The sequence below is a fragment of the Paeniglutamicibacter sp. ORCA_105 genome (assembly GCF_045798545.1).
In the GTDB taxonomy this organism is placed as follows: Bacteria; Actinomycetota; Actinomycetes; order Actinomycetales; family Micrococcaceae; genus Paeniglutamicibacter; species Paeniglutamicibacter sulfureus.
The window spans coordinates 1-17,859 of sequence record NZ_JBIXLM010000008.1; the positions used below are offsets into that span (position 1 = coordinate 1).

The 17,859-nt window shown below is 65.6% G+C and carries 15 protein-coding genes; 4 read left to right on the forward strand and 11 right to left on the reverse strand.

Annotated features, from left to right (window positions below; genetic code table 11):
- Window positions 1-145 precede the first annotated feature (145 nt).
- The 7 genes from ACIPUB_RS05680 to ACIPUB_RS05710 all read right to left on the reverse strand — a co-directional run bounded on the left by ACIPUB_RS05680 (window position 146) and on the right by ACIPUB_RS05710 (window position 8,080).
- The gene (locus ACIPUB_RS05680; RefSeq protein WP_407606485.1) at window positions 146-1,372 is read right to left on the reverse strand and encodes an MBL fold metallo-hydrolase; all 1,227 of its coding nucleotides are present in this window, start codon (window positions 1,370-1,372) and stop codon (window positions 146-148) included.
- Between the two features lie 107 nt (window positions 1,373-1,479).
- The gene (locus ACIPUB_RS05685) at window positions 1,480-2,847 is read right to left on the reverse strand and encodes an MFS transporter (protein WP_407606486.1); all 1,368 of its coding nucleotides are present in this window, start codon (window positions 2,845-2,847) and stop codon (window positions 1,480-1,482) included.
- Between the two features lie 73 nt (window positions 2,848-2,920).
- Window positions 2,921-3,844 (reverse strand): alpha/beta hydrolase, encoded by a 924-nt coding sequence (locus ACIPUB_RS05690; protein ID WP_407606487.1) that lies wholly within the window; start codon window positions 3,842-3,844, stop codon window positions 2,921-2,923.
- 13 nt (window positions 3,845-3,857) lie between these two features.
- Window positions 3,858-4,967: an FAD-dependent oxidoreductase gene (locus ACIPUB_RS05695; RefSeq protein WP_407606488.1), complete on the reverse strand. Its 1,110-nt coding sequence runs from the start codon at window positions 4,965-4,967 to the stop codon at window positions 3,858-3,860.
- A 74-nt stretch (window positions 4,968-5,041) separates the two neighbouring features.
- Window positions 5,042-5,995 carry a phosphotriesterase gene (locus ACIPUB_RS05700; protein WP_407606489.1) on the reverse strand — a complete coding sequence of 318 codons (954 nt, stop codon included), beginning with the start codon at window positions 5,993-5,995 and terminating at the stop codon, window positions 5,042-5,044.
- Window positions 5,996-6,053: 58 nt separating this feature from the next.
- Window positions 6,054-7,031 carry a phosphotriesterase gene (locus ACIPUB_RS05705; RefSeq protein ID WP_407606490.1) on the reverse strand — a complete coding sequence of 326 codons (978 nt, stop codon included), beginning with the start codon at window positions 7,029-7,031 and terminating at the stop codon, window positions 6,054-6,056.
- A 305-nt stretch (window positions 7,032-7,336) separates the two neighbouring features.
- A complete protein-coding gene (locus ACIPUB_RS05710) occupies window positions 7,337-8,080 on the reverse strand; it encodes a GntR family transcriptional regulator (RefSeq protein ID WP_407606491.1) in 744 nt (247 codons plus the stop codon).
- A gap of 462 nt (window positions 8,081-8,542) precedes the next feature.
- Between ACIPUB_RS05710 and ACIPUB_RS05715 the strand changes: the two genes are divergently transcribed.
- Window positions 8,543-9,340, forward strand: coding sequence for a dioxygenase (locus ACIPUB_RS05715; RefSeq protein WP_407606492.1), 798 nt, complete (start codon window positions 8,543-8,545; stop codon window positions 9,338-9,340).
- Window positions 9,341-9,364: 24 nt separating this feature from the next.
- On the opposite strand, the gene ACIPUB_RS05720 is transcribed toward ACIPUB_RS05715, so the two are convergent.
- Window positions 9,365-9,958 carry a GNAT family N-acetyltransferase gene (locus ACIPUB_RS05720; protein WP_407606493.1) on the reverse strand — a complete coding sequence of 198 codons (594 nt, stop codon included), beginning with the start codon at window positions 9,956-9,958 and terminating at the stop codon, window positions 9,365-9,367.
- Window positions 9,959-10,483: 525 nt separating this feature from the next.
- Here ACIPUB_RS05720 and ACIPUB_RS05725 point away from each other — a divergent pair.
- Complete coding sequence (locus ACIPUB_RS05725; RefSeq protein ID WP_407606494.1) at window positions 10,484-11,944, forward strand: aldehyde dehydrogenase family protein; 1,461 nt, start codon at window positions 10,484-10,486, stop codon at window positions 11,942-11,944.
- Between the two features lie 139 nt (window positions 11,945-12,083).
- Here the strand turns inward: ACIPUB_RS05725 and ACIPUB_RS05730 are convergent, their stop codons facing one another.
- Genes ACIPUB_RS05730 through ACIPUB_RS05740 form a run of 3 tightly spaced genes read right to left on the reverse strand, consistent with a single transcriptional unit; the run spans window position 12,084 to window position 15,251 of the window.
- Window positions 12,084-13,628 (reverse strand): tripartite tricarboxylate transporter permease, encoded by a 1,545-nt coding sequence (locus ACIPUB_RS05730; protein ID WP_407606495.1) that lies wholly within the window; start codon window positions 13,626-13,628, stop codon window positions 12,084-12,086.
- Between the two features lies 1 nt (window position 13,629).
- Entirely contained in the window at window positions 13,630-14,271 is a 642-nt protein-coding gene (locus tag ACIPUB_RS05735) for a tripartite tricarboxylate transporter TctB family protein (protein WP_407606496.1), read from the reverse strand.
- Complete coding sequence (locus tag ACIPUB_RS05740) at window positions 14,268-15,251, reverse strand: Bug family tripartite tricarboxylate transporter substrate binding protein (RefSeq protein WP_407606497.1); 984 nt, start codon at window positions 15,249-15,251, stop codon at window positions 14,268-14,270. Before ACIPUB_RS05740 ends, ACIPUB_RS05735 begins: the two co-directional genes overlap by 4 nt.
- A gap of 235 nt (window positions 15,252-15,486) precedes the next feature.
- Between ACIPUB_RS05740 and ACIPUB_RS05745 the strand changes: the two genes are divergently transcribed.
- Together ACIPUB_RS05745 and ACIPUB_RS05750 are read left to right on the forward strand one after the other, a co-directional pair.
- Window positions 15,487-17,013, forward strand: a complete 1,527-nt coding sequence (locus ACIPUB_RS05745) for an ATP-binding protein (protein WP_407606498.1) — start codon at window positions 15,487-15,489, stop codon at window positions 17,011-17,013.
- Entirely contained in the window at window positions 17,010-17,744 is a 735-nt protein-coding gene (locus tag ACIPUB_RS05750) for a response regulator (protein ID WP_407606499.1), read from the forward strand. Before ACIPUB_RS05745 ends, ACIPUB_RS05750 begins: the two co-directional genes overlap by 4 nt.
- The last annotated feature ends 115 nt before the right edge of the window (window positions 17,745-17,859 follow it).

Below are 17,859 nucleotides of genomic sequence, written 5' to 3' on the forward strand. Positions count from 1 at the left end.
CCCCCCCCCCCCCCCCCCCCCCCCCCCCCCCCCCCCCCCCCCCCCCCCCCCCCCCCCCCCCCCCCCCCCCCCCCCCCCCCCCCCCCCCCCCCCCCCCCGCTTCTCCTGTCCCCGTGCTTGTGCCCCGGGTATTGGGCAAGACGAACTATCCGACCGGGACCTGCCTCAGGTCTGTTCCCACGATCAGTTTTCCGGAGTATCCCTCCTGGGCGTGCTGCCAGGCTTCGACCGGATTGTTGCCGGGAACCAAGTGCGAGAGCACCAGGGTTTTGGCACCCGATTTTTCGGCAACGTCCCGCCCGACCTGCTCAATGGTGGTGTGCGATTCGAGCAGGTGCTTCTTCAGCGGCACCCTGGCCTCCTCTGGCAGGTTTGCCGCCACCCGCTCCACGTAGGCCGGGTCGATGACTTCGTGGACCAGCACGTCGCAATTCTTCGCGAGGTCAATGAGGTTCGCGCTGACGTTGGTGTCACCAGAGATCACGACAGAGCCGTCGGGGGTGTCGAACCGGTAGGCAAAGGCCGGAGCCGTGGGGTGGTGGTCCACCAGGGTGGCGGTGATCCTGACGTCCCCGTCGTGCCAGACCTCGATGGGCCTGTCCAGGCGTGGCGGGACGCCGTCCGGATCCACATCCCAGATGCCCTCCAGATCGATGTCCTGAATGTCGAAGGTGGCATCGGGGTTGCCGAAGCTGCTGTCGCGCATGCGGTCGTTGAAGTCCGCGGCAAAGGCCCGGCGCAGCAGCGCCGTGGTGCCGACGATGCCCGGCGTCGGGGACTCGGGGCCGAACACCTCCGGTGCCTTGCGGCCCGGAGGATTCACACGGGGCAGGGTCCCGCGGTCGCCCGGGCCGAAGACACGGATCGGATCATCCCACGTTCGGCCAACCACGTTCTGGGCACCGGTGGCATACACCGCGGGCCACTCGACGGTGTGGTCGCTGTGCAGGTGCGTGAAGAAGATCCCGCGGACGCGGGCGAACGAGCCCGCGCCGGGCGTCTCGGAGGCCAGTCCCGCCTCGAACATGCGGCTGTGGGAGGCATGGCCAAGATCCACTAGGTAAACGCGGTCCCCGTAGACGACCGCCGTGCTGATTCCGCAACCGGAATTCTCCACCATCGCGGGCCCTCCGGCGGTGCCGAGCAGCACTACCCGGGTGCGGGTCGCCACCGCCGCCGGGTTCGCGGCCGGGACAGCCGCCGAAGCCTCCGCGGAACCGGCGACGGGCGTCGTCGCCGGGCTGGCAGGTGCCAAGTTGCCGGCGGCGGGGACGCATCCGGCGAGCGTGAGCGCCCCCAGCGCTCCGATGCTTCCCGCTAGAAAAGTCCGGCGACCGCTGCCGGCACCGATCTCGGTATGTTTCGTGCCCATGGTATTCCTCCTTGAATAACTGCTGTGATTGGTTGACATGATGCGTTCAGGGGCGCGGCGACTCCTGATGCGAAGGTGGGTTGCCCGGTCGCCTGGGTGGCGTTTCCCTAAGTGGCGTTCGCCGCGGAAGCATAGGGGACCGTGTCCGGGCCGTCCTCGCGCTCCTGCCCCTCGCGCGCCTTGACGGCAAGCGGGACGAAGGCGAAGGCCAGCGCCGCAAAGAGGCCCGGGATGGCGAAGAACAGGAAGTTCATTGCCACCGGCAGGTTCAGCGTCAGCAACACCCCGCCGAAGGTCGGTCCGACAATTGCCCCCAGCCGCCCGACGCCCGAGGCCAAGCCGATGGCCGTGGAGCGCATGAACGAAGGATAGTACTGGGATACAAAGGAGTAGGAGATGTTCTGCGCGCCCATGGTGCACGCGCCGGTGATGAACACCAGCACCAACAGGACGACCATGTTGCTGCCATAGCCCAGCAGCGTCAGCGAGATTGCCGAGACCACGAACATGGGTACGAGGACTTTCTTGACGCCCCACGTGTCGGAGAGCTTGCCCAGCAACAGGGTGCCGGCGATGGCGCCCGCATTCAGCACGATCATGAAGACCAACGAGGAATTCAGCGCGTACCCGGCGGTGACCATCAGCTTGGGCAGCCAGATGGAGACGCCGTTGATCATCAGCAGGCACATGAAGAAGGCAACCCAGATCATGATCGTTCCCAGTGCGCGGCGGTTGGTGAACAAGGCGGCCACGGGGCTGCCGTTTTCCTTCTCCTGCAGACCAATGAATTGGGTGTTTTCCGGTATGGCAGCCAGGGGGCTTACCTTGGCCAGGGCCGTGCGCAGTTCGCCGATCCGGCCCTGGCCCAGCAGCACAAACGGGGAATCAAGGAAGTACTTGTTCATGAGCGGCAACAGCAGCAGGGGAAGGGCTGCGACAAAGTAGACCGCGTGCCACCCCAGGGTCGGCAGCAGGAGCATCGAGACGAAGGCCGCAAGGATGCCACCCACGGAGAAGAAGCACATGAGCACCGCAATGAAGGTGTTGGCCCAGCCCTTGGGGGCGTAGTCGGTGAGCATAGCGATCAGACAGGGCAGGATGCCGCCGATGCCCAACCCGCCGAGGAAGCGCAGGACCGAGAATTCCAGCGGTCCGGGTGCGAAGCCACAAAGTGCCGACGCGAGCGAGAAGAGGATGATGCTGGCCATCAGCACGCGCTTGCGCCCGAGCTTGTCGGCGAGGATCCCGAAGAGGATCGCCCCGACCATCATCCCGAAAATGCCGTAGCTGCCGATGGCCCCGGCTTGGATGGGATCCATCTGCCATTCCTTCATCAGCACCGGCAACACGGAACCGTAGACGACCAGGTCGTACATGTCGAAGGTGATGATGAAGCAGGACCAGAACAACATGCCGGCGTGGAAGCGGTTGAACCGCGCCTGCGCGATGAAGTCCCTGATGTTGGTGGTTGTCATGGCTCTTGTTCCCGATGGATGGTTGGTGGCGCCGACCTGGTGCACTGCGAATGTGGACGATGTCCCGGGACGGCTAGCCCTTGTTGAGGAAGTCGCCGGTCTCGGCGAAGACCCGGTGGAATTCCGGGATCCAGGAGAAGTTCTGCACGAAGCCGTGGTTTGCCCCCGCGTAGCGGCACAGCGTCGTTTCCACGCCGGCCTCGGACAGGCGCCCGGCGTACAGCTCGCCCTCGTCGCGCAGTGGATCGAACTCCGCGGTGATGACCAGGGCCGGCGCCAGACCGGTGAGGTCCTCGCGCTTGATGGGGGAGACCAACGGGTCGGCCGGATCGGCGCCGTTCTCGAGGTAGAAGGAGTTGAAGGGAGCCAGGCCCGCTGTCTCCAGCCCGTAGCCGGTGGCGTTTTCCCTCATGGAGGAGTATCGCTCGACATCGAAGTCCAGGTCCAGCGACGGGTAGAACAGAATCTGGTGCGTCAGCGCATCGAATCCGTCATCGAGTGCCTTGGCTGCGACGGCGGCCACGAAGGTGCCGCCGGAGCTGTCGCCCGCAATGGCAAGGTTCTTGCCGTTCCAGCCGAGCGACTGCCCGTTATCCGCCACCCAGCGCAGCACCGCGTAGCAGTCCTCGAGTCCGGCGGGGAATGCGTTCTCGGGTGCCAGACGGTAGTCGACGGAAATGACCAGGTGGCCGGTTTCCTTGGCGAGGTTCCGGGCGACGTGGTCGTGGGTGTCCAAGGACCCCAGGAAGAAGGCGCCGCCGTGGAAGTAGACAAGCGCGCCGTGGGCCTCGGCCTCGGTCGGCGTATAGATGCGCACCGGCACCTCGCCGGCGGGCGTGTGCGCGGCGCGGTCCTCGACCCGGTGCAGCGACAGGCGGTCCTCCGGCGCGGGAACCTGCCCGGCCTCGAAGGCGCGCATGGCCGCCGGGTCCAGCGGCGAGCCGTCGGGTTCGGGGATGGTTGCCAGGATCTTGGCGATCTCGGGGTGAATGGCCATGGTGGATGCTTCCTTACTGGTTGGCCGGGAAGGCGGACTCGACGGCGTCGGCGTGCCAGCCCTGGCGCGAGACGCGCTGCAGCTCATCGGTCAGCGGCTTGCGGATTTCCTGGTAGATGGCCAGCGCGTCCTTCACGCTCTTGCCCTGCAGCAGTGCCTCCGCTAGGGAATCGGCGTCCATGATTGCGGAGTTCGCGCCCTGGCCCTGATGGTGGAGCATGGCGTGGGCGGCGTCGCCGAGCAGGGCGACGGAGTCGGTGTGCCAGGAATCTATCGGATCGATGTCAAACACCGAACGGCTCGTCACCTGGCTGATGTCGAGTTCGCCGGCGACCGCCACGATGCGCTCGTCGAAGCCTTCCAGCAGGCGGACCAAGTAGTCGTTGGTGATCTGCGGTGCCCACGAGCCGTCCTTGGACGGGGCCGTGATGTCGTAGGAAAGCTGGCCGCGGTGGGGCAGCGGCAGATTGTAGGCGATCGTGCCGTTCTCGCCCATGTAGAACCTCGGATTGTTGTCCGTGACCAAGCCGTGGGCGTCGTCGATCGCGATGACGGCGCGGTAGGCGTGCTCGCCTGAGAACACCGGCTCCTGCTGTGAGAACAACTGGTGGCGGACCGTCGAGCGGATGCCATCGGCCCCGATGACCAGGTCGGCCTCGACGACCGTGCCGTTGGCAAAGGTAAGCATCGCGGTTTCGCCGTGGTCCACGATGGTGTCGAGCTTGTGGCCCAGGTGCACCATGCCCTCGGGGAGCACGCTGAGCAGGACGTCGATGAAGTCGCCGCGGTGGATCATGCGGTTGTGGTTGACCTGTTCAAAGGCGTGCATGAACGGCCATTCCTCGGTGGCGAGGATATGTTTTCCGTCGGCGCTGATGATTTCCAGGTGGTCGCTGGGCGAGCTCACGGCGGCGATGGCATCGAAGATGCCCCACTTGCGGAAGAGTTCGACGGACGGCGGGCGCAGTCCGATCCCGGCGCCGACCTGGGCGAGGGCGGAAGCCTGCTCATAGACGTGGACGTTCTCGGCACCGATGTGCTGCAGGGCCTTGGCGAGGGCCGCCCCGCCGTAGCCGCCGCCGACGATGGCGATCCGGAGGTTCTTGATGTCGGAAATCTGCATGGTGGATTCTCTTTCGTGGGCCGGGAATGGAGCCCGGCAAGTTTGTGGGTGGGGAGATGGCTCGAGGCAGCGGATCAGGCGCTGAGCGACAGGAACCCGGCCGGGTTCTCGACGAAGATCTTGTTGATCTCGGCATCGCCGAGGCCTTCGTTGCGCAGGTCGGGGATGAGGTCCTCGAACATGTAGTTCACGGTGTGGCCCTTGACGCCGGGCCAGCCCAGCGGCGAGCAGTTGGCGTCGACACCGGCGAGCACCTTGTCGATGTTCCCGGCCTTGAGAAAGCGCATGAAGTGGTCCAGGCGGTCCTGGCGCGGGCGCGCCCAAAACGGTGGATCCTCCAGCTCTGTCTCGTATCCAAAGGTGTCGAAGCCGACTCGGCCGCCCTGTTCGGCGATCCAAAGGTCGGGGGTGTTGTCGGCGTTGAACCCGTCGTCCGCGTGGCCGAAGAGCACCCGGTCCAGGGACAGGCCCTCCTCGGTGAAGATGTCCATGGCAGGCTGCACATCGATGGCCAAATGGGTAAGGATCGGCGCGCCGGTGAGGGCCGAGGCGCGCGCTGCGGCGCGGTAGATGCGCTTGTCCAGTTCTGTCATCTTGCCACCCCGGGAGACGCCGACCTTGATGACGCCGGCTTTGGAGCCGGTGGTTCCGATGCCGATGGTGATTTCGTGGACGAAGACCTCGGCGAGGTACTCGACGGTGGCGCGGGCGAAGTGAGGCAGGGCGGTGTCGCCGCCGACGAACCCGGTGCAGGCGACGATGTGCACCCCGGTCTTAGCGGAGAGCGACTTGTAGTAGTCGATGTCCCGGCCGTTGCAGATGCCGGTGGCATCCACGAAGGTGCCGCCCCCGTACTCATGGAATGCACGCAGCTTGGGAACGGTTTCCTCGTACCTGGCTTCCGGGGTTTTCCACCATTTGGAGTCAAGCTCGGACCCGGGCATGCCGTATCCGATGTGTTCGTGGATGGCCACGAGTCCTAATTCTTCGGCCGGGAGGGTTCCCAATACCGTGTTTACCTTTGACATAAGAGTCACCTTTGGACAATAGAAAGCTTGGCGGGGGTATTGCGCATTGCTGATGTGCCTAGCGCACCGTGAGCAGCTCGCGCGGGTTGTCGATGAGGATGCGGCCGGCGTCCGCCTCGGTGAGTCCCTGCGATTTCAACTGCGGAATGAACGTGGTCAGCACATGGGCGAAGGAAACGCGGGAGTCCTGGTGGCCCTTGGCCACTCCGATGGCGTTGGACGACAGGACGATCCTTCCGGCGAAGCCCGCCGTGACCAGCTCCATAACCAGCGCGGCACGTTCGGCATCGTTGAGATGGTCCTCGTCGTCGGTGCCGACGTGGTCGATGCCGACAAAGGCGCCGCGCCGTGCGACCTCAAGGGCAACACCGGCGGCATCCTTGCGGTCCAGCCCGCCGACGAGCACCCGTCCGGCCGGGATTTTCTCGTCAAGCACGATGTCCAGGTCGGCCAGCGCGTCGGCGCCGTACCGGATGGACACCGGGACCCCGGTGGCGGCTGCGGTGCGGGCAGCACCGCGGAAGAGGGACTCCTCGGTGGGGGTCATGCCGTCGCGGGCGGCGGTGGTGGTCACCAAGCCGGCGGCGGCGCGGCGTTCGAGGCGCGGGACGACCATGCCGTCGGTGACTTCCCGGGAGAAGAGGTCGGCAAACTTCTCGGCCGGCCACGGGGTGGGCGGGTTCGTCTGCGGGGTGAGGAAGTAGCCGCCCAGGTTTTCCTCTGGGCCCATGCCGGTGGATGCGATGATGTGGACGCCGGTGGTGCGAGAGAGCGTCTCGTAGAGCGGCAGATCCCGGCCGTGGAACATGCCGGTGGAATCGACGATGGTCCTACCGCCCGCCTGGCGGAAATCGTTGAGCTTGTCGCTCAGGACCGCAAAAATTTCCGCGCGGTCCATGGTGATGTCCGGGGCGAACTGGGCGCCGGGAACAACCGATAGCAGGGCCTCGTGGACGGCGACGATCCCCAGGTCATGGGCTGAAACCGGGCCGAGGACCGTGTTAACGGAAGCGGGAGATGTTGTTGTATCCGTCATTCGGCACAACCTTTCGTCAGCGTCACGCCTGCAGTGGCGTCACGCGCTGGGAAGGATCATGCACCGCGACCTCTGGAAGGTATCCTCGCCGAACTCGGTGCAGGCAAGGCAATCGTGACGTCCGCCAGAGCGTGACGCCGTAGCCTTCCGGCTGTAGCGTGCCTCACGGGCGTGTGATTCCGATTACCTGTCAACTAGCTTTACATCGTGTCTTGCGAAAGTCAAGGGAGATTGGGATTGCGTCGGGTACGCCAAAGGTCGGGGCGTCGGGGGAGCGGTGATGCCAAAAGTGCGGTGAACGTGGTTTAGCGGCCGGTGGTGAACTTGTACTTGAACTTTTCGGCCTGGTGCACCGCGGAGCGCCAGCCGGCAGGTCGGTCGCCGGTGGTGTAGAAAATTGTTTCAATAACGAGCAGTGGACTGCCTTCTTTTACGCCGAAGACAGCGGCTTGCCTTGCCGTCGCGGCCGTGGCCCAGGCCTCGTGTTCGGCCCGGACAGGGGCAATGCCGAACTTCCTTTCCAGCAGTTCAAAGGCCGAACCCCCGGCCTCCAGTTCGGTGGCCGCGGGCTTGAAGTCTTCCGGTGCCCGGATGTAGACGTCGGCTTCGACGAGGGGCTCGCCCTCAATGGAGATCAGGCGCGTGAAGTGCAAAAGTCGTTCATCCGCGTCGAGCTCCAGTCGGTCGCGAACCCCTGCGGGGGGTTGGGTGCGTTCGACGTTGGAGACCTTGCCCGCCGGATGCAGCCCGGTCTCGGAAAGGTATTGGTACAGCGCGCCGGAACGTACGTTTGCGGGTCGCTGGACCCGGGCTCCGGTGACCGGAAATGTCCCCTTGCCCTGCTTTCGATAGACGTAGCCTTCCGCTGCCAGGTCGGCAAGTGCCTGTCGAATGGGTGCCCGGCTGACCTCGAAGCGGTCCAGCAGCAGAGCTTCGGTCATCGGCTTGTTGGGGTCGGCGGTGCCCTCGGCGATTTCCCTGCGCAGGATTTCCCTGATCTGACGGTAAAGGGGGACCCCGGACGCGGAATCGAGCTCGTCATGTGCCATGGTTTTTCCGTCCTAACGCGTCGTGGGTCGCCGGCGTGTCAACTGCGGGTAGTCAACCACGGGACGGTGAAAGCTTAGGCGATGGCTGTCCGTGGCGTGTAATGCGGGGCGCCTCGGTGCTGACGAGCGTGGCTGGACGATTCCGCCGAGTGTGGCCTGTCGGTCCGAGCGGGGCGAGGTGGGCCCGGCCATGCAGATCGCCGACCGGGTGCACTCTTGGAGGATCCGCATCAACTGACCGATAGCTTTCAGCGAGGCCACCGCCCGTTCGGCGGCGTTGCATCTTCTTCCACCGGGTCGCGCTCCGGCCAGGCGGCGGTGAAACTCGAGGCGTTCACCAGCGACTGACCATGCATCCGGAGACCGCCGACCACCTGCTCCGGGCAGGTGGCGGGAGGCCAAGAAAAACACTTTCAGCGGCTTTACTTGAAGCATCAACCATTTTAGGTGTATGCTGATGTCATGACTACTGCAGCCGACCGCCCACCGGTACTCTTCCTCTCCCACGGTGCCCCGCCCCTCGCCGACGACGCCACCTGGACCGCCGAGCTGGCCGGCTGGTCGGCGACCATGGAAAAGCCCAAGGACATCCTGATGATTTCCGCGCACTGGGAGAATGCACCGGTGTCGCTGAGTGCCACGCACCAGAAGCAGGAATTGGTCTACGACTTCTGGGGCTTCCCGCAGCACTACTACGACGTGCGCTACGACGCCCCGATGGCGCCGGAGCTGGCCGACGAGGTCGCCCGACTGACCGGCACCCACGGCCACCATGTGGAGCGCGACGAGACCCGCGGCCTGGACCACGGCGCCTACGTGCCGCTGAAGGAAATGTTCCCCGACGCGGATGTCCCGGTGGTGCAGATGTCAATGCCCACCCTGGATCCCCAGGGCCTCTTCGCCCTCGGCCAGTCGCTGGCTCCGCTGCGCGACCGCGGCACCATGATCATCGGCTCCGGCTTCACCACGCACAACCTGCGCTGGTTCAACCCGGCAGGCGGACCCGACGTCACCCCGCCGGCCGCATCGAGCGAATTCGACCACTGGGCCGAAGAGGCCATGGGCCGCGGCGACGTGGACTCCATCCTCGACTTCCTGCACAAGGCACCTGCCGCCCGCGAGGCGCACCCGCGCTCCGAGCACTGGGCACCGCTCTATGTCGCCCTTGGCGCCGCTTATGCCTCGGGAGGCATCGAGGCCAAGACTGCCATCGATGGCTTCTGGTTCGGGCTCTCCAAGCGCTCCTGGTCGCTCACCTAAACCCGAAGTAGGTCAGGGATTCGATCAGAGGTCGCGGCGCATGATCAGCCGCGGCATCCTGCTGGCCACCGCGTCGGTGGTGCCGATGGCGCGGAACCCTGCCTGCTCGAACATCGCCCGGGTTCCGACGAACGCCATGGTCGTGTCCATCCTGCCCGGGGGATCCACGGGGTGTGCCTCGATGGCCGGCGCGCCGCGGGAGGCCGCGTATTCCACGGCCCCCTCAAGCAGGTGGGCCATGACGCCCTGCCGTCGGTGCCCGCTGCGCACCACCACGCAGATGATGCTCCACACCGGGACCTCGTCCACGGGCCGGATGAGCTTTGAAGCCGCCAGCCGCGGGATCTCGGCGCGAGGGCCAATGCTGCACCACCCGACGGGCTCGCCGTCGCGGTACGTGATCACGCCTGGCGGATTCTCCCGCTCGCAGAGCCTGCGCATGGCGGTCTCGCGGTTGCCGCCGCCGAGCTCCTCGATGTCCTTCACGCCCAAGCGGTGCGAGAGGCACCAGCAGTGCGTGTCCCGCCGGGTCGGGTTGATGACGTCGGCGAAATCCTCGAAGTTCTCGGGCGTGACCGGATGGGTCTGCCACCGGTGGATCGATGCGGTCTCGGGCATATGCCCATTCTGCCGTTCCATTCCGGCCCCGGCTACCACCCGGCGACCGTGGACACTGAATTTCATACCTTATTAACTGCCTCCGGCCGCGACATTCAGGATCACCTGGAGATCGCGGCCGGAGCTGTTTGGGCAGCGCTTGGCCTCGGGGCGTCTGGTCTGCCTTGGCGTGCGCCGCTGCGGGTGGAAGGCATTCGGCGTTGGCGAACACATCGAGGCGCGGCAGGTACTCCTCGACGAGCAGGGGCCGATGTCCAGCATCTCGGGACCTTCGAGCTTATCGATGAGCCCGATGGACACGGGGAGGCAAATTCGTTGGACTGTTGTCAGTTTCCGGCCTAACGTGGGCATAGGAGGGGGCAGGCCGCACGAGGGACCAGGTTTGAGGGGCAACCAGCGAACCGTCATCGCCGGCGGGATGTTCCCCTCACCTGGCAACCAACGAACCGCAAGTTCCCCGTCCCAAGGAACCCGCCTGCGAAGCCCATACACCGCACACCAGTCCACCAGATAAGGAACCACAAAGTGTCATTGCTTGAAGAATCACTCTGGAGCTCGAAGATCAACGTCAACGGCTGGGTGGTCGGCGGCGCCGGCACCCAAGACGTCGTGGAGCCCGCCACCGGAAACATACTGGGCACCCTCGGATTGGCCTCCGCCGACGACGTCTTGCGTGCTGCCACGGCCGCCGCCAAGGCACAGGTTGCCTGGGCCGCGAAGAAACCGGAGGAACGGGCCGCGGTGCTGCGTAGGGCCGGCCTGCTCTGGGAGGAGCACGCGGACGAGGTCAATGAGTGGCTGGTGCGCGAATCCGGGGGCATTCCCGCCAAGGCTGCGCTCGAGACGCACACCGCGGCCAACGAGTGCTACGAGGCCTCGGCATTGCCTTCGCTTCCGGCCGGCGAGGTGCTCACCACCAACGAGGAGCGCTGGTCCTTCGCCCGGCGCCGCCCGGTCGGGGTCGTCAGCGTGATTGCCCCGTTCAACTTCCCGCTGATCCTGGGCATTCGTGCCGTTGCACCGGCCCTGGCCCTGGGTAACGCGGTGCTGCTCAAGCCCGACCCGCGCACCTCGGTCTGCGCCGGGGTGGCCATCATGCGGATCTTTGAGGAAGCCGGGTTGCCCGAGGGACTGCTGCACCTGCTTCCCGGCGGCGCGGACGTCGGGGCCGCCGTGGTCGAGGCGCCGGAGGTGCGCGTCATCGCGTTCACCGGGTCGACCGCCGCCGGCCGCAAGATCGGTGAGAGCGCCGCGCGGTTGCTCAAGCGCGCCCACCTCGAGCTGGGCGGCAACAGCGCCATGATCGTGCTTCCCGGTGCCGACCTGGCCAAGGCGGCATCCGCTGCCGCCTTTGGCTCCTTCATGCACCAGGGCCAGATCTGCATGGCCACCGGCCGACACATCGTGCACCAGGACATCTACGAGGACTATGTGGCGGCGCTGGCGGAAAAGGCACGAAACCTGCCGGTCGGCGACCCGAAGTCGGGCACCGTGGCGATCGGGCCGATCATCGACGGCCGGCAGCTGGAACGGATCGATTCCATGGTGCAGTCCGCGGTTGCCGGCGGCGCCCGGCTGGCCGCCGGCGGGAAGCGCGGCGAGGGCTGGTTTTACCCGCCCACCGTCCTGGCGGACCTGGACCCGGACCACGATGCCTGGAAGGAGGAGATCTTCGGGCCAGTAGCTCCGGTGCGCAGTTTCTCCACCATCGACGAAGCGGTGCAGATGGCCAACGCGTCGAGTTACGGGCTCTCGGTGTCCATCCTCGGGGACGTGGGGATGGCCATGAAGATCGCCGACCGGGTCGATTCCGGCAAGGTCCACATCAATGAGCAGACCGTCTCCGACGAGCCCAACTCTCCGTTCGGCGGGGTCAAGGATTCGGGCAACGGCGGACGCATCGGCGGGTCTGCGGCCAACATGGAGGCCTTCACCGAGACCCAGTGGCTGACCATGCGCCCCGAGATCGCGCCCTACCCGTTCTAAACCGGACCAACTGACGATCCGTCCCGCAGCGAGGGGTCGGTTCCAGCCCAACTCAAAAAGAGGGTGAAGGTCGACACGGGCAATCCGTGTCGACCTTCACCCTCTTAGCTGGTGGTTCGGGTCCAGCAAGCCCGAATGCCTAGACGCCGATCTTGTCGGTGTCGAATTTCATGGCCTGGCTCCGTGCCGCCCTGCTGTGGCGGACGTGCTGGATACCGGTGATCACCAGGGTAATGACCAGCAGTCCGTACAGCACCATGGTGACCGGGCTGTCGATGAGGATCGACAGGTCGCCTTCCGAGACAGTTAGCGCGCGGCGCAGTTCCGTTTCTGCCAGGGGGCCAAGGATCACCGCGATCAGCACCGGGGCGAGCGGGAACTTGTAGCGGCGCATCATGAAGCCCAACAGGCCAATGACCAGCAGGATCCACAGGTCGACGATCGAGGAACTGATCGCGTAGACGCCAAGTACCGAGAGCACCGTGATGCCCGCATAGAGGTAGTGCCGCGGGATCAGCAGAAGCTTGGCCCAGAGCACGGCGAACTGCATGTTCAGGATCAGCAGGACGACCAGGCCAATGAACAGCGACGCGAGCAGCGTCCAGACCATCGGACCGCTGCGTTCGAACAGCAACGGACCCGGCTGCATTCCATACTGCTGGAAGGCGGCCAACATGATGGCAGCTGTTGCCGAGGTGGGAAGGCCGAGGGCGAGCAGGGCGCCCATGGCGGTGCCGGCCGTGGCGTTCGCCGCGGCTTCCGGGGCCGCGACGCCACGGATCGACCCGGTGGTGCCAAAATCGGTGTCTCCATTGCGGGCAGCGAGCCGCTTTTCCGTGCCGTAGGCCAGGAACGTGGGTACCTCGGAACCGCCGGCGGGAATGACGCCGAAGGGAACACCGAATGCCGTGCCGCGCAACCAGGCAGGCATGGCCCTGCGGATGTCTTTCAGCTCCAGTCGCGGCCGGCCCTTGGATTCAACCCGGACGGCCGTCTCGTCACGGTGGATACGTGAGGCGATATGCAGGACTTCACCCAGTGCCAGCAGCCCAACGGTGATCACGACGATGGACATGCCGTCGAAGAGCTGCGGCAAGCCCAGGGTGTAGCGGGCAGTTCCGGACGGGCCGTCCACGCCGACCAGGGCAAGGACGAGACCCAGCCCCAAGGACATCAGGCCCTTGACCACTGAATCGGAGACCACGGAGGAAATCGCAAGGAAGGCGAAGACCGCCAGGGCGAAGTATTCGGCGGGGCCGAATGCCGTTGCCATCTTCACCAGCACCGGGGCGAAGAATACGACCACCGTCGTCGCAATGAGACCACCGATGAAAGCTCCCATGGCCGCAGTGGCCAGTGCCTTCGCGGCCCTGCCATCAAGTGCCATGCGGTGGCCCTCGAAGGTGGAGGCGATGGCAGATGAATTGCCTGGCGTGTTGAGCAGGATCCCGGAGGTTGAATCCCCGAAGAGACCACCGAAGTAGACCCCGGCGAACATGATGAATGCCGCGGTCGGATCAAGCGAAAAGGTAATGGGAAGCAACAACGCGACGGCCATAGCCGAACCGAGTCCGGGCAGCACGCCCACGGCGGTTCCGAGGACCGCGCCGATCAGCACCCACAAAAGATTCATGGGAGTCAGGGCCTGCGAGAAGCCCTCCATCAACAGGGATAAGGATTCCATGTCAGATCAGTCCTTCCAGGAAGCCCGACGGCAGGTTGAGGCCGAGGCCGGCATTGAAGGCCAGCTGGATGACCGCGGAAAAAAGGATGGAGACGCTGAGGTCGAACAATGGACGTCGGCTTCCCAAAGCGCGGCACACGACCCAGAACAGGCCAGCAGCACTCAGTATCCAGCCCAGGACGGGCAGCGCCACGATGAACGCAGCCACTGCTCCGATGACCATTCCGAGCGTCTTCCAATCCGAGTAGGCCTTGCGTTTGCCTGTGGCCGAAGGCTGCGTGCTTGGGCCATAGATGGATGTGCGCTCGGTGTCGGCCAGATCGCCGAGCATGTCCGTGGAAAAGTCGGGGTTCTGCCCTTCGCTGTCCTCGTGAGGGAAACGCCGAGTGCGCAGGATCTGCACCGTGTGGATGGCGGCCACCGAGAACAGCAGCACGCAGACGATGGTGGGGAAGAACTGCGGGCCCGGAACGCTGGTGCCCATCACCTGCATGGTCGCGGTCCCGTAGGAGAGGAAGCCGGCGAGGATGAATACCAGTGCCGGGACGATCAGCTCGCTGCGTCCCGACCAGAAGCCGGTGATGCGTATCGGGTAGTCATCTGCTGCCCGCACGGTTGCGGTGGATTCGTCGATCGATCTCACAGTCCCAGTCCTTCCACGATGTCCTTGGTCACTGCGACCTCCGAGTCGATGAACTCCTCGAATTCGTCGCCCGTCATGAAGCTGTCCGTCCAGCTGTTGCGTTCCAACGCTCCCTGCCAGTGTTCGGTCTGGCGATATTCGGAAACGATGTCCACGAATTCCTGCTTTTGCTCCTCGGTGATGCCGGGGGCAGCGGCGACGCCGCGCCAGTTGGCCATCGAGGCGTCGACGCCCTGTTCCTTGAAGGTGGGGATATCGACTCCGGGGAGACGCTCTTCCGAGGAAATTGCCAAGGCGCGCAGGCTGCCGGATTCGATTTGGTCGGCTACCTCGTTGTAGCCCGACATTCCGCCGACGGTCGTTCCGGAGAGCATCGAGGTCAGCGCCTCGCCGCCGCCGGAGTAGGCGATGTAGTTGGTCTCGATCGGATCGATGCCGACCTTCTGTGCCACCAAGCCGGTCAGCAGGTGGTCGATGGAACCCAGTGAGCCGCCGGAAATCGACGTTCCACCCGGATTTTCCTTCCAGCGCTTGACGAAGTCATCCAGTGTCTTGAACTCCGATTTGGCCGGCACCACCAACACGGCGAAGTCATCTGCAAGCCGGGCAATGGGCACGATGTCGTCGAAGGTGGCCTCGGAGTCGGAGAGTTCGATGGCGCCGACCATGACGCCGCCGGTGACCATCAACATGTCGCGGCGACCGTGCATCTGGACGAACTGGCTCAAGCCGATGGTTCCGCCGGCACCTGGCACATTGACGACCTGTGCGTTGTTCACCACGCCACCGGACTTCAGGGCCTGCTGCGACTCGCGGGCGAACCCGTCCCAGCCACCGCCGGGAGCCGCCGGGGCCATGAGGACGAGTTTCGAACGCGCGGTCGCTTCGCCTCCGCTTGCGGCCGCATTGACCAGTGCCAGACCCGCCACGACAGCGACGACGGTGCCGTACAGCGTCTTCTTGATTATGCTCTTGCTCATTTTCATCCGTAATCTCATGGGTGGTGGACCGGGTGTCATTGGCGGGTCCCTCGACCACAAAGGTGCCAGAGAAGTGATCTGAAGCACAGCGAAAATGTGCTTTAGTTCATAAGAACAGTAAAGAAAACAAAGTCAACGAAAAGTGAAAGAGGCCCGAAGCACAGTGCGATCCCTGTCTAGACACCGCCGCCGGGCACAGCTCTTGGCCATGCAGCTGGGAATCGTGTTGGGGTTGATGAGCGCAGTGTCCGTGGTGATCCTGGTCTTCGAGGACCACCGGACCCAAGAAGTCGCCTTTGAGCGTGTTCACACCGTGGCTCTCCAGATGGCCGCCAACGGGTCAGTGCGGGAAAGCCTGGATGGACCCAGGGCCACCGAGGTGATCGCGCCAATTGCCGAGCTCGCGACATCGGTTTCCGGTGTCCAATATGTGACGGTGGCGGATCTGGCGGGCATCCGGGTGGCGCACCCGGAACCGGAACTCATCGGGGAGCCGGTGTCCTCCGACCATGACGCGGTCCGGGAGGGGCAGTCCTTCAGGGGCACGGAGATGGGGCCGCAGGGCGTGACGCTTCGGGCGAAGGAGCCGGTGCGTTTCAACGGGAAAATTGTCGGAACCGTGTCGGTGGGCATCTTGCAGAGCGAGATTCGCGGGGAATTGCTGGAAATCGTGGCGGAGGTGGCTCCCTGGATCCTGGGCGCGGCGGCCGCGGGAACCGTTGCCTCGGCAGTGGTCGCGCGGGTGGTCCGCAGGCGGATCTACGGCGTTGAGCCCGAAGCCGTGGCGGGCCTGCTGCAGTCCCAGCAGGCGTTGCTGTTCAGCGTGCATGACGGCGTCGTCGGCGTGGATTCCGTGGGGCGGCTGACCTTGGTCAACGACGAGGCGCGGCGCCTGCTCGGGTTGACGGGGGAGGTCGTGGGGAAGCTGGCCTCCGAGGTACTCGATCCCACGGTCAGCGCCCAGCTCGGCAGCGAAGACCCGTGGGCCGAGGAAACGCAATACGTCCTGTCGGGGGAGCGCATCCTGGTGGCAACCCGGCGCGAGGCGCTGGCCAACGGCAAGTCGCTGGGCCGGACGCTGACGCTGCAGGACCGCACCGAGCTGGAGGAAACGCTGCGCGAATTGCAGGGGCAAAGAAGCCTCGCCGACGCCTTGAGCTCGCAGGCCCACGAGTTCGCGAACAGGCTGCATGTGCTCTCGGGCTACCTGTCCTTTGGCGAGCCGGGGGAGGCCGCCGAGTACCTGCAGCGGATCAGCGGCGCCGCCCTCGGGGCAGACGCCGGGATCCTGAAGGATCCGGCGCTCTCCGGGCTCGTCGGCGCCAATGCGGCCGGGGCGCGCGAAGCCGGGGTGAGGCTGCTGGTGGATCCGGAATCCCACGTCGAACCGGGCTGGCGTGCGGACGAGGACGTCCTGACGGTGGTCGGGAACCTGCTGGGCAACGCGATCGAGGCCGCCGGCGACGGAGGAACGGTGCGGCTGCTGGTGAAGGCCGGGCCCGGGCACCTGGGCATATGGGTGGAGGACAGCGGACCGGGCATTGCCCCGGGCGAGGTGGATAAGATCTTTCGCCGCGGGGTGAGCAGCAAGGCCGACACCGGGCGCGGCATCGGCCTGGCCCTGGTGGACCGGGTGATCCGGCGCCGTGCCGGTTCGGTGTCGGTGGACACCGGGGAACTGGGAGGGGCCTTGTTCGCGGTCGAGTGGAATGGGGTGGCGCCGGGGACGGCGCCGGGAAGCCAAACGGAGGAACCGGCATGATCAGGACCTTGGTTGTCGACGACGATCCGGATATCGCACGCCTTCATTCCCGCTACGTGGCAGCGCTCGAAGGGTTCGAGGTGGCCGGCGTGCTGGAGCGCGGCGGGCCTGTCCTGGCGTTTCTCGAGGAGGAGCACATCGACCTGGTATTGCTGGATGTGAACCTGCCGGACATGGACGGCCTCCAGGTCCTGGAGGATCTGCGCGGCAGCGGGCACGACACCGGCGTCATCATGATCACCGCTGCCAGCGAGCGCGACACCGTGCGCTTCGCCGTTGGCCGCGGCATCGACGACTACCTGGTCAAGCCCTTCACCGTGACCGATTTCAACCGCCGGCTCGAGGCTTTCAGGGCTTCGCGGTCCGTGGAGGCGGCGCAGGCCGAACCGTCCCTGGCCCAGGAGGACATCGACTCGATGCTGCGGGCCGGGGTGCCGGAGCGGCGCGGCGACGGACAGGCCGTGCCGGCTGCTGCGGCACTCGACGCGCCGCTGCCCAAGGGATTTTCCCGGCCAACCGTCGAGCTGGTGGGCCAGGCGCTGCGCGCTGCGGCTGGCGCGGGCGGGACCGGCGACATGTCCGCCGCCGAGATCTCCGAGACCTGCGGAATCTCCCGGGTGAGTGCGCGGCGGTACCTGGAGATGATGGCCGGGCGCGGGCTGGCGGAATTGCGGCCCAAGTACGGCGCGCCGGGACGCCCGGAACACCGCTACCGCTGGACCGGCCGGTAGCCGCGCCAAGCCCCGCTTCACCGACCAAGGAACGACACCCTCTGGCGCTCTTTGTATATTTGTGTATACACTCGTATCCAGAAGGTTCCGGACGGGGGCCGAAGACAGGGAGGCT

Excerpts from the sequence above, each read along its gene's own strand:
- ACIPUB_RS05700 (WP_407606489.1), bottom strand. The coding sequence starts at position 5,995 with ATGTCAAAGGTAAACACGGTATTGGGAACCCTCCCGGCCGAAGAATTA.
- ACIPUB_RS05690 (WP_407606487.1), bottom strand. The coding sequence starts at position 3,844 with ATGGCCATTCACCCCGAGATCGCCAAGATCCTGGCAACCATCCCCGAA.
- ACIPUB_RS05720 (WP_407606493.1), bottom strand. The coding sequence starts at position 9,958 with ATGCCCGAGACCGCATCGATCCACCGGTGGCAGACCCATCCGGTCACG.
- ACIPUB_RS05685 (WP_407606486.1), bottom strand. The coding sequence starts at position 2,847 with ATGACAACCACCAACATCAGGGACTTCATCGCGCAGGCGCGGTTCAAC.
- ACIPUB_RS05715 (WP_407606492.1), top strand. The coding sequence starts at position 8,543 with ATGACTACTGCAGCCGACCGCCCACCGGTACTCTTCCTCTCCCACGGT.
- ACIPUB_RS05705 (WP_407606490.1), bottom strand. The coding sequence starts at position 7,031 with ATGACGGATACAACAACATCTCCCGCTTCCGTTAACACGGTCCTCGGC.
- ACIPUB_RS05680 (WP_407606485.1), bottom strand. The coding sequence starts at position 1,372 with ATGGGCACGAAACATACCGAGATCGGTGCCGGCAGCGGTCGCCGGACT.
- ACIPUB_RS05745 (WP_407606498.1), top strand. The coding sequence starts at position 15,487 with ATGAGCGCAGTGTCCGTGGTGATCCTGGTCTTCGAGGACCACCGGACC.
- ACIPUB_RS05695 (WP_407606488.1), bottom strand. The coding sequence starts at position 4,967 with ATGCAGATTTCCGACATCAAGAACCTCCGGATCGCCATCGTCGGCGGC.
- ACIPUB_RS05730 (WP_407606495.1), bottom strand. The coding sequence starts at position 13,628 with ATGGAATCCTTATCCCTGTTGATGGAGGGCTTCTCGCAGGCCCTGACT.
- ACIPUB_RS05750 (WP_407606499.1), top strand. The coding sequence starts at position 17,010 with ATGATCAGGACCTTGGTTGTCGACGACGATCCGGATATCGCACGCCTT.
- ACIPUB_RS05710 (WP_407606491.1), bottom strand. The coding sequence starts at position 8,080 with ATGGCACATGACGAGCTCGATTCCGCGTCCGGGGTCCCCCTTTACCGT.
- ACIPUB_RS05740 (WP_407606497.1), bottom strand. The coding sequence starts at position 15,251 with ATGAGCAAGAGCATAATCAAGAAGACGCTGTACGGCACCGTCGTCGCT.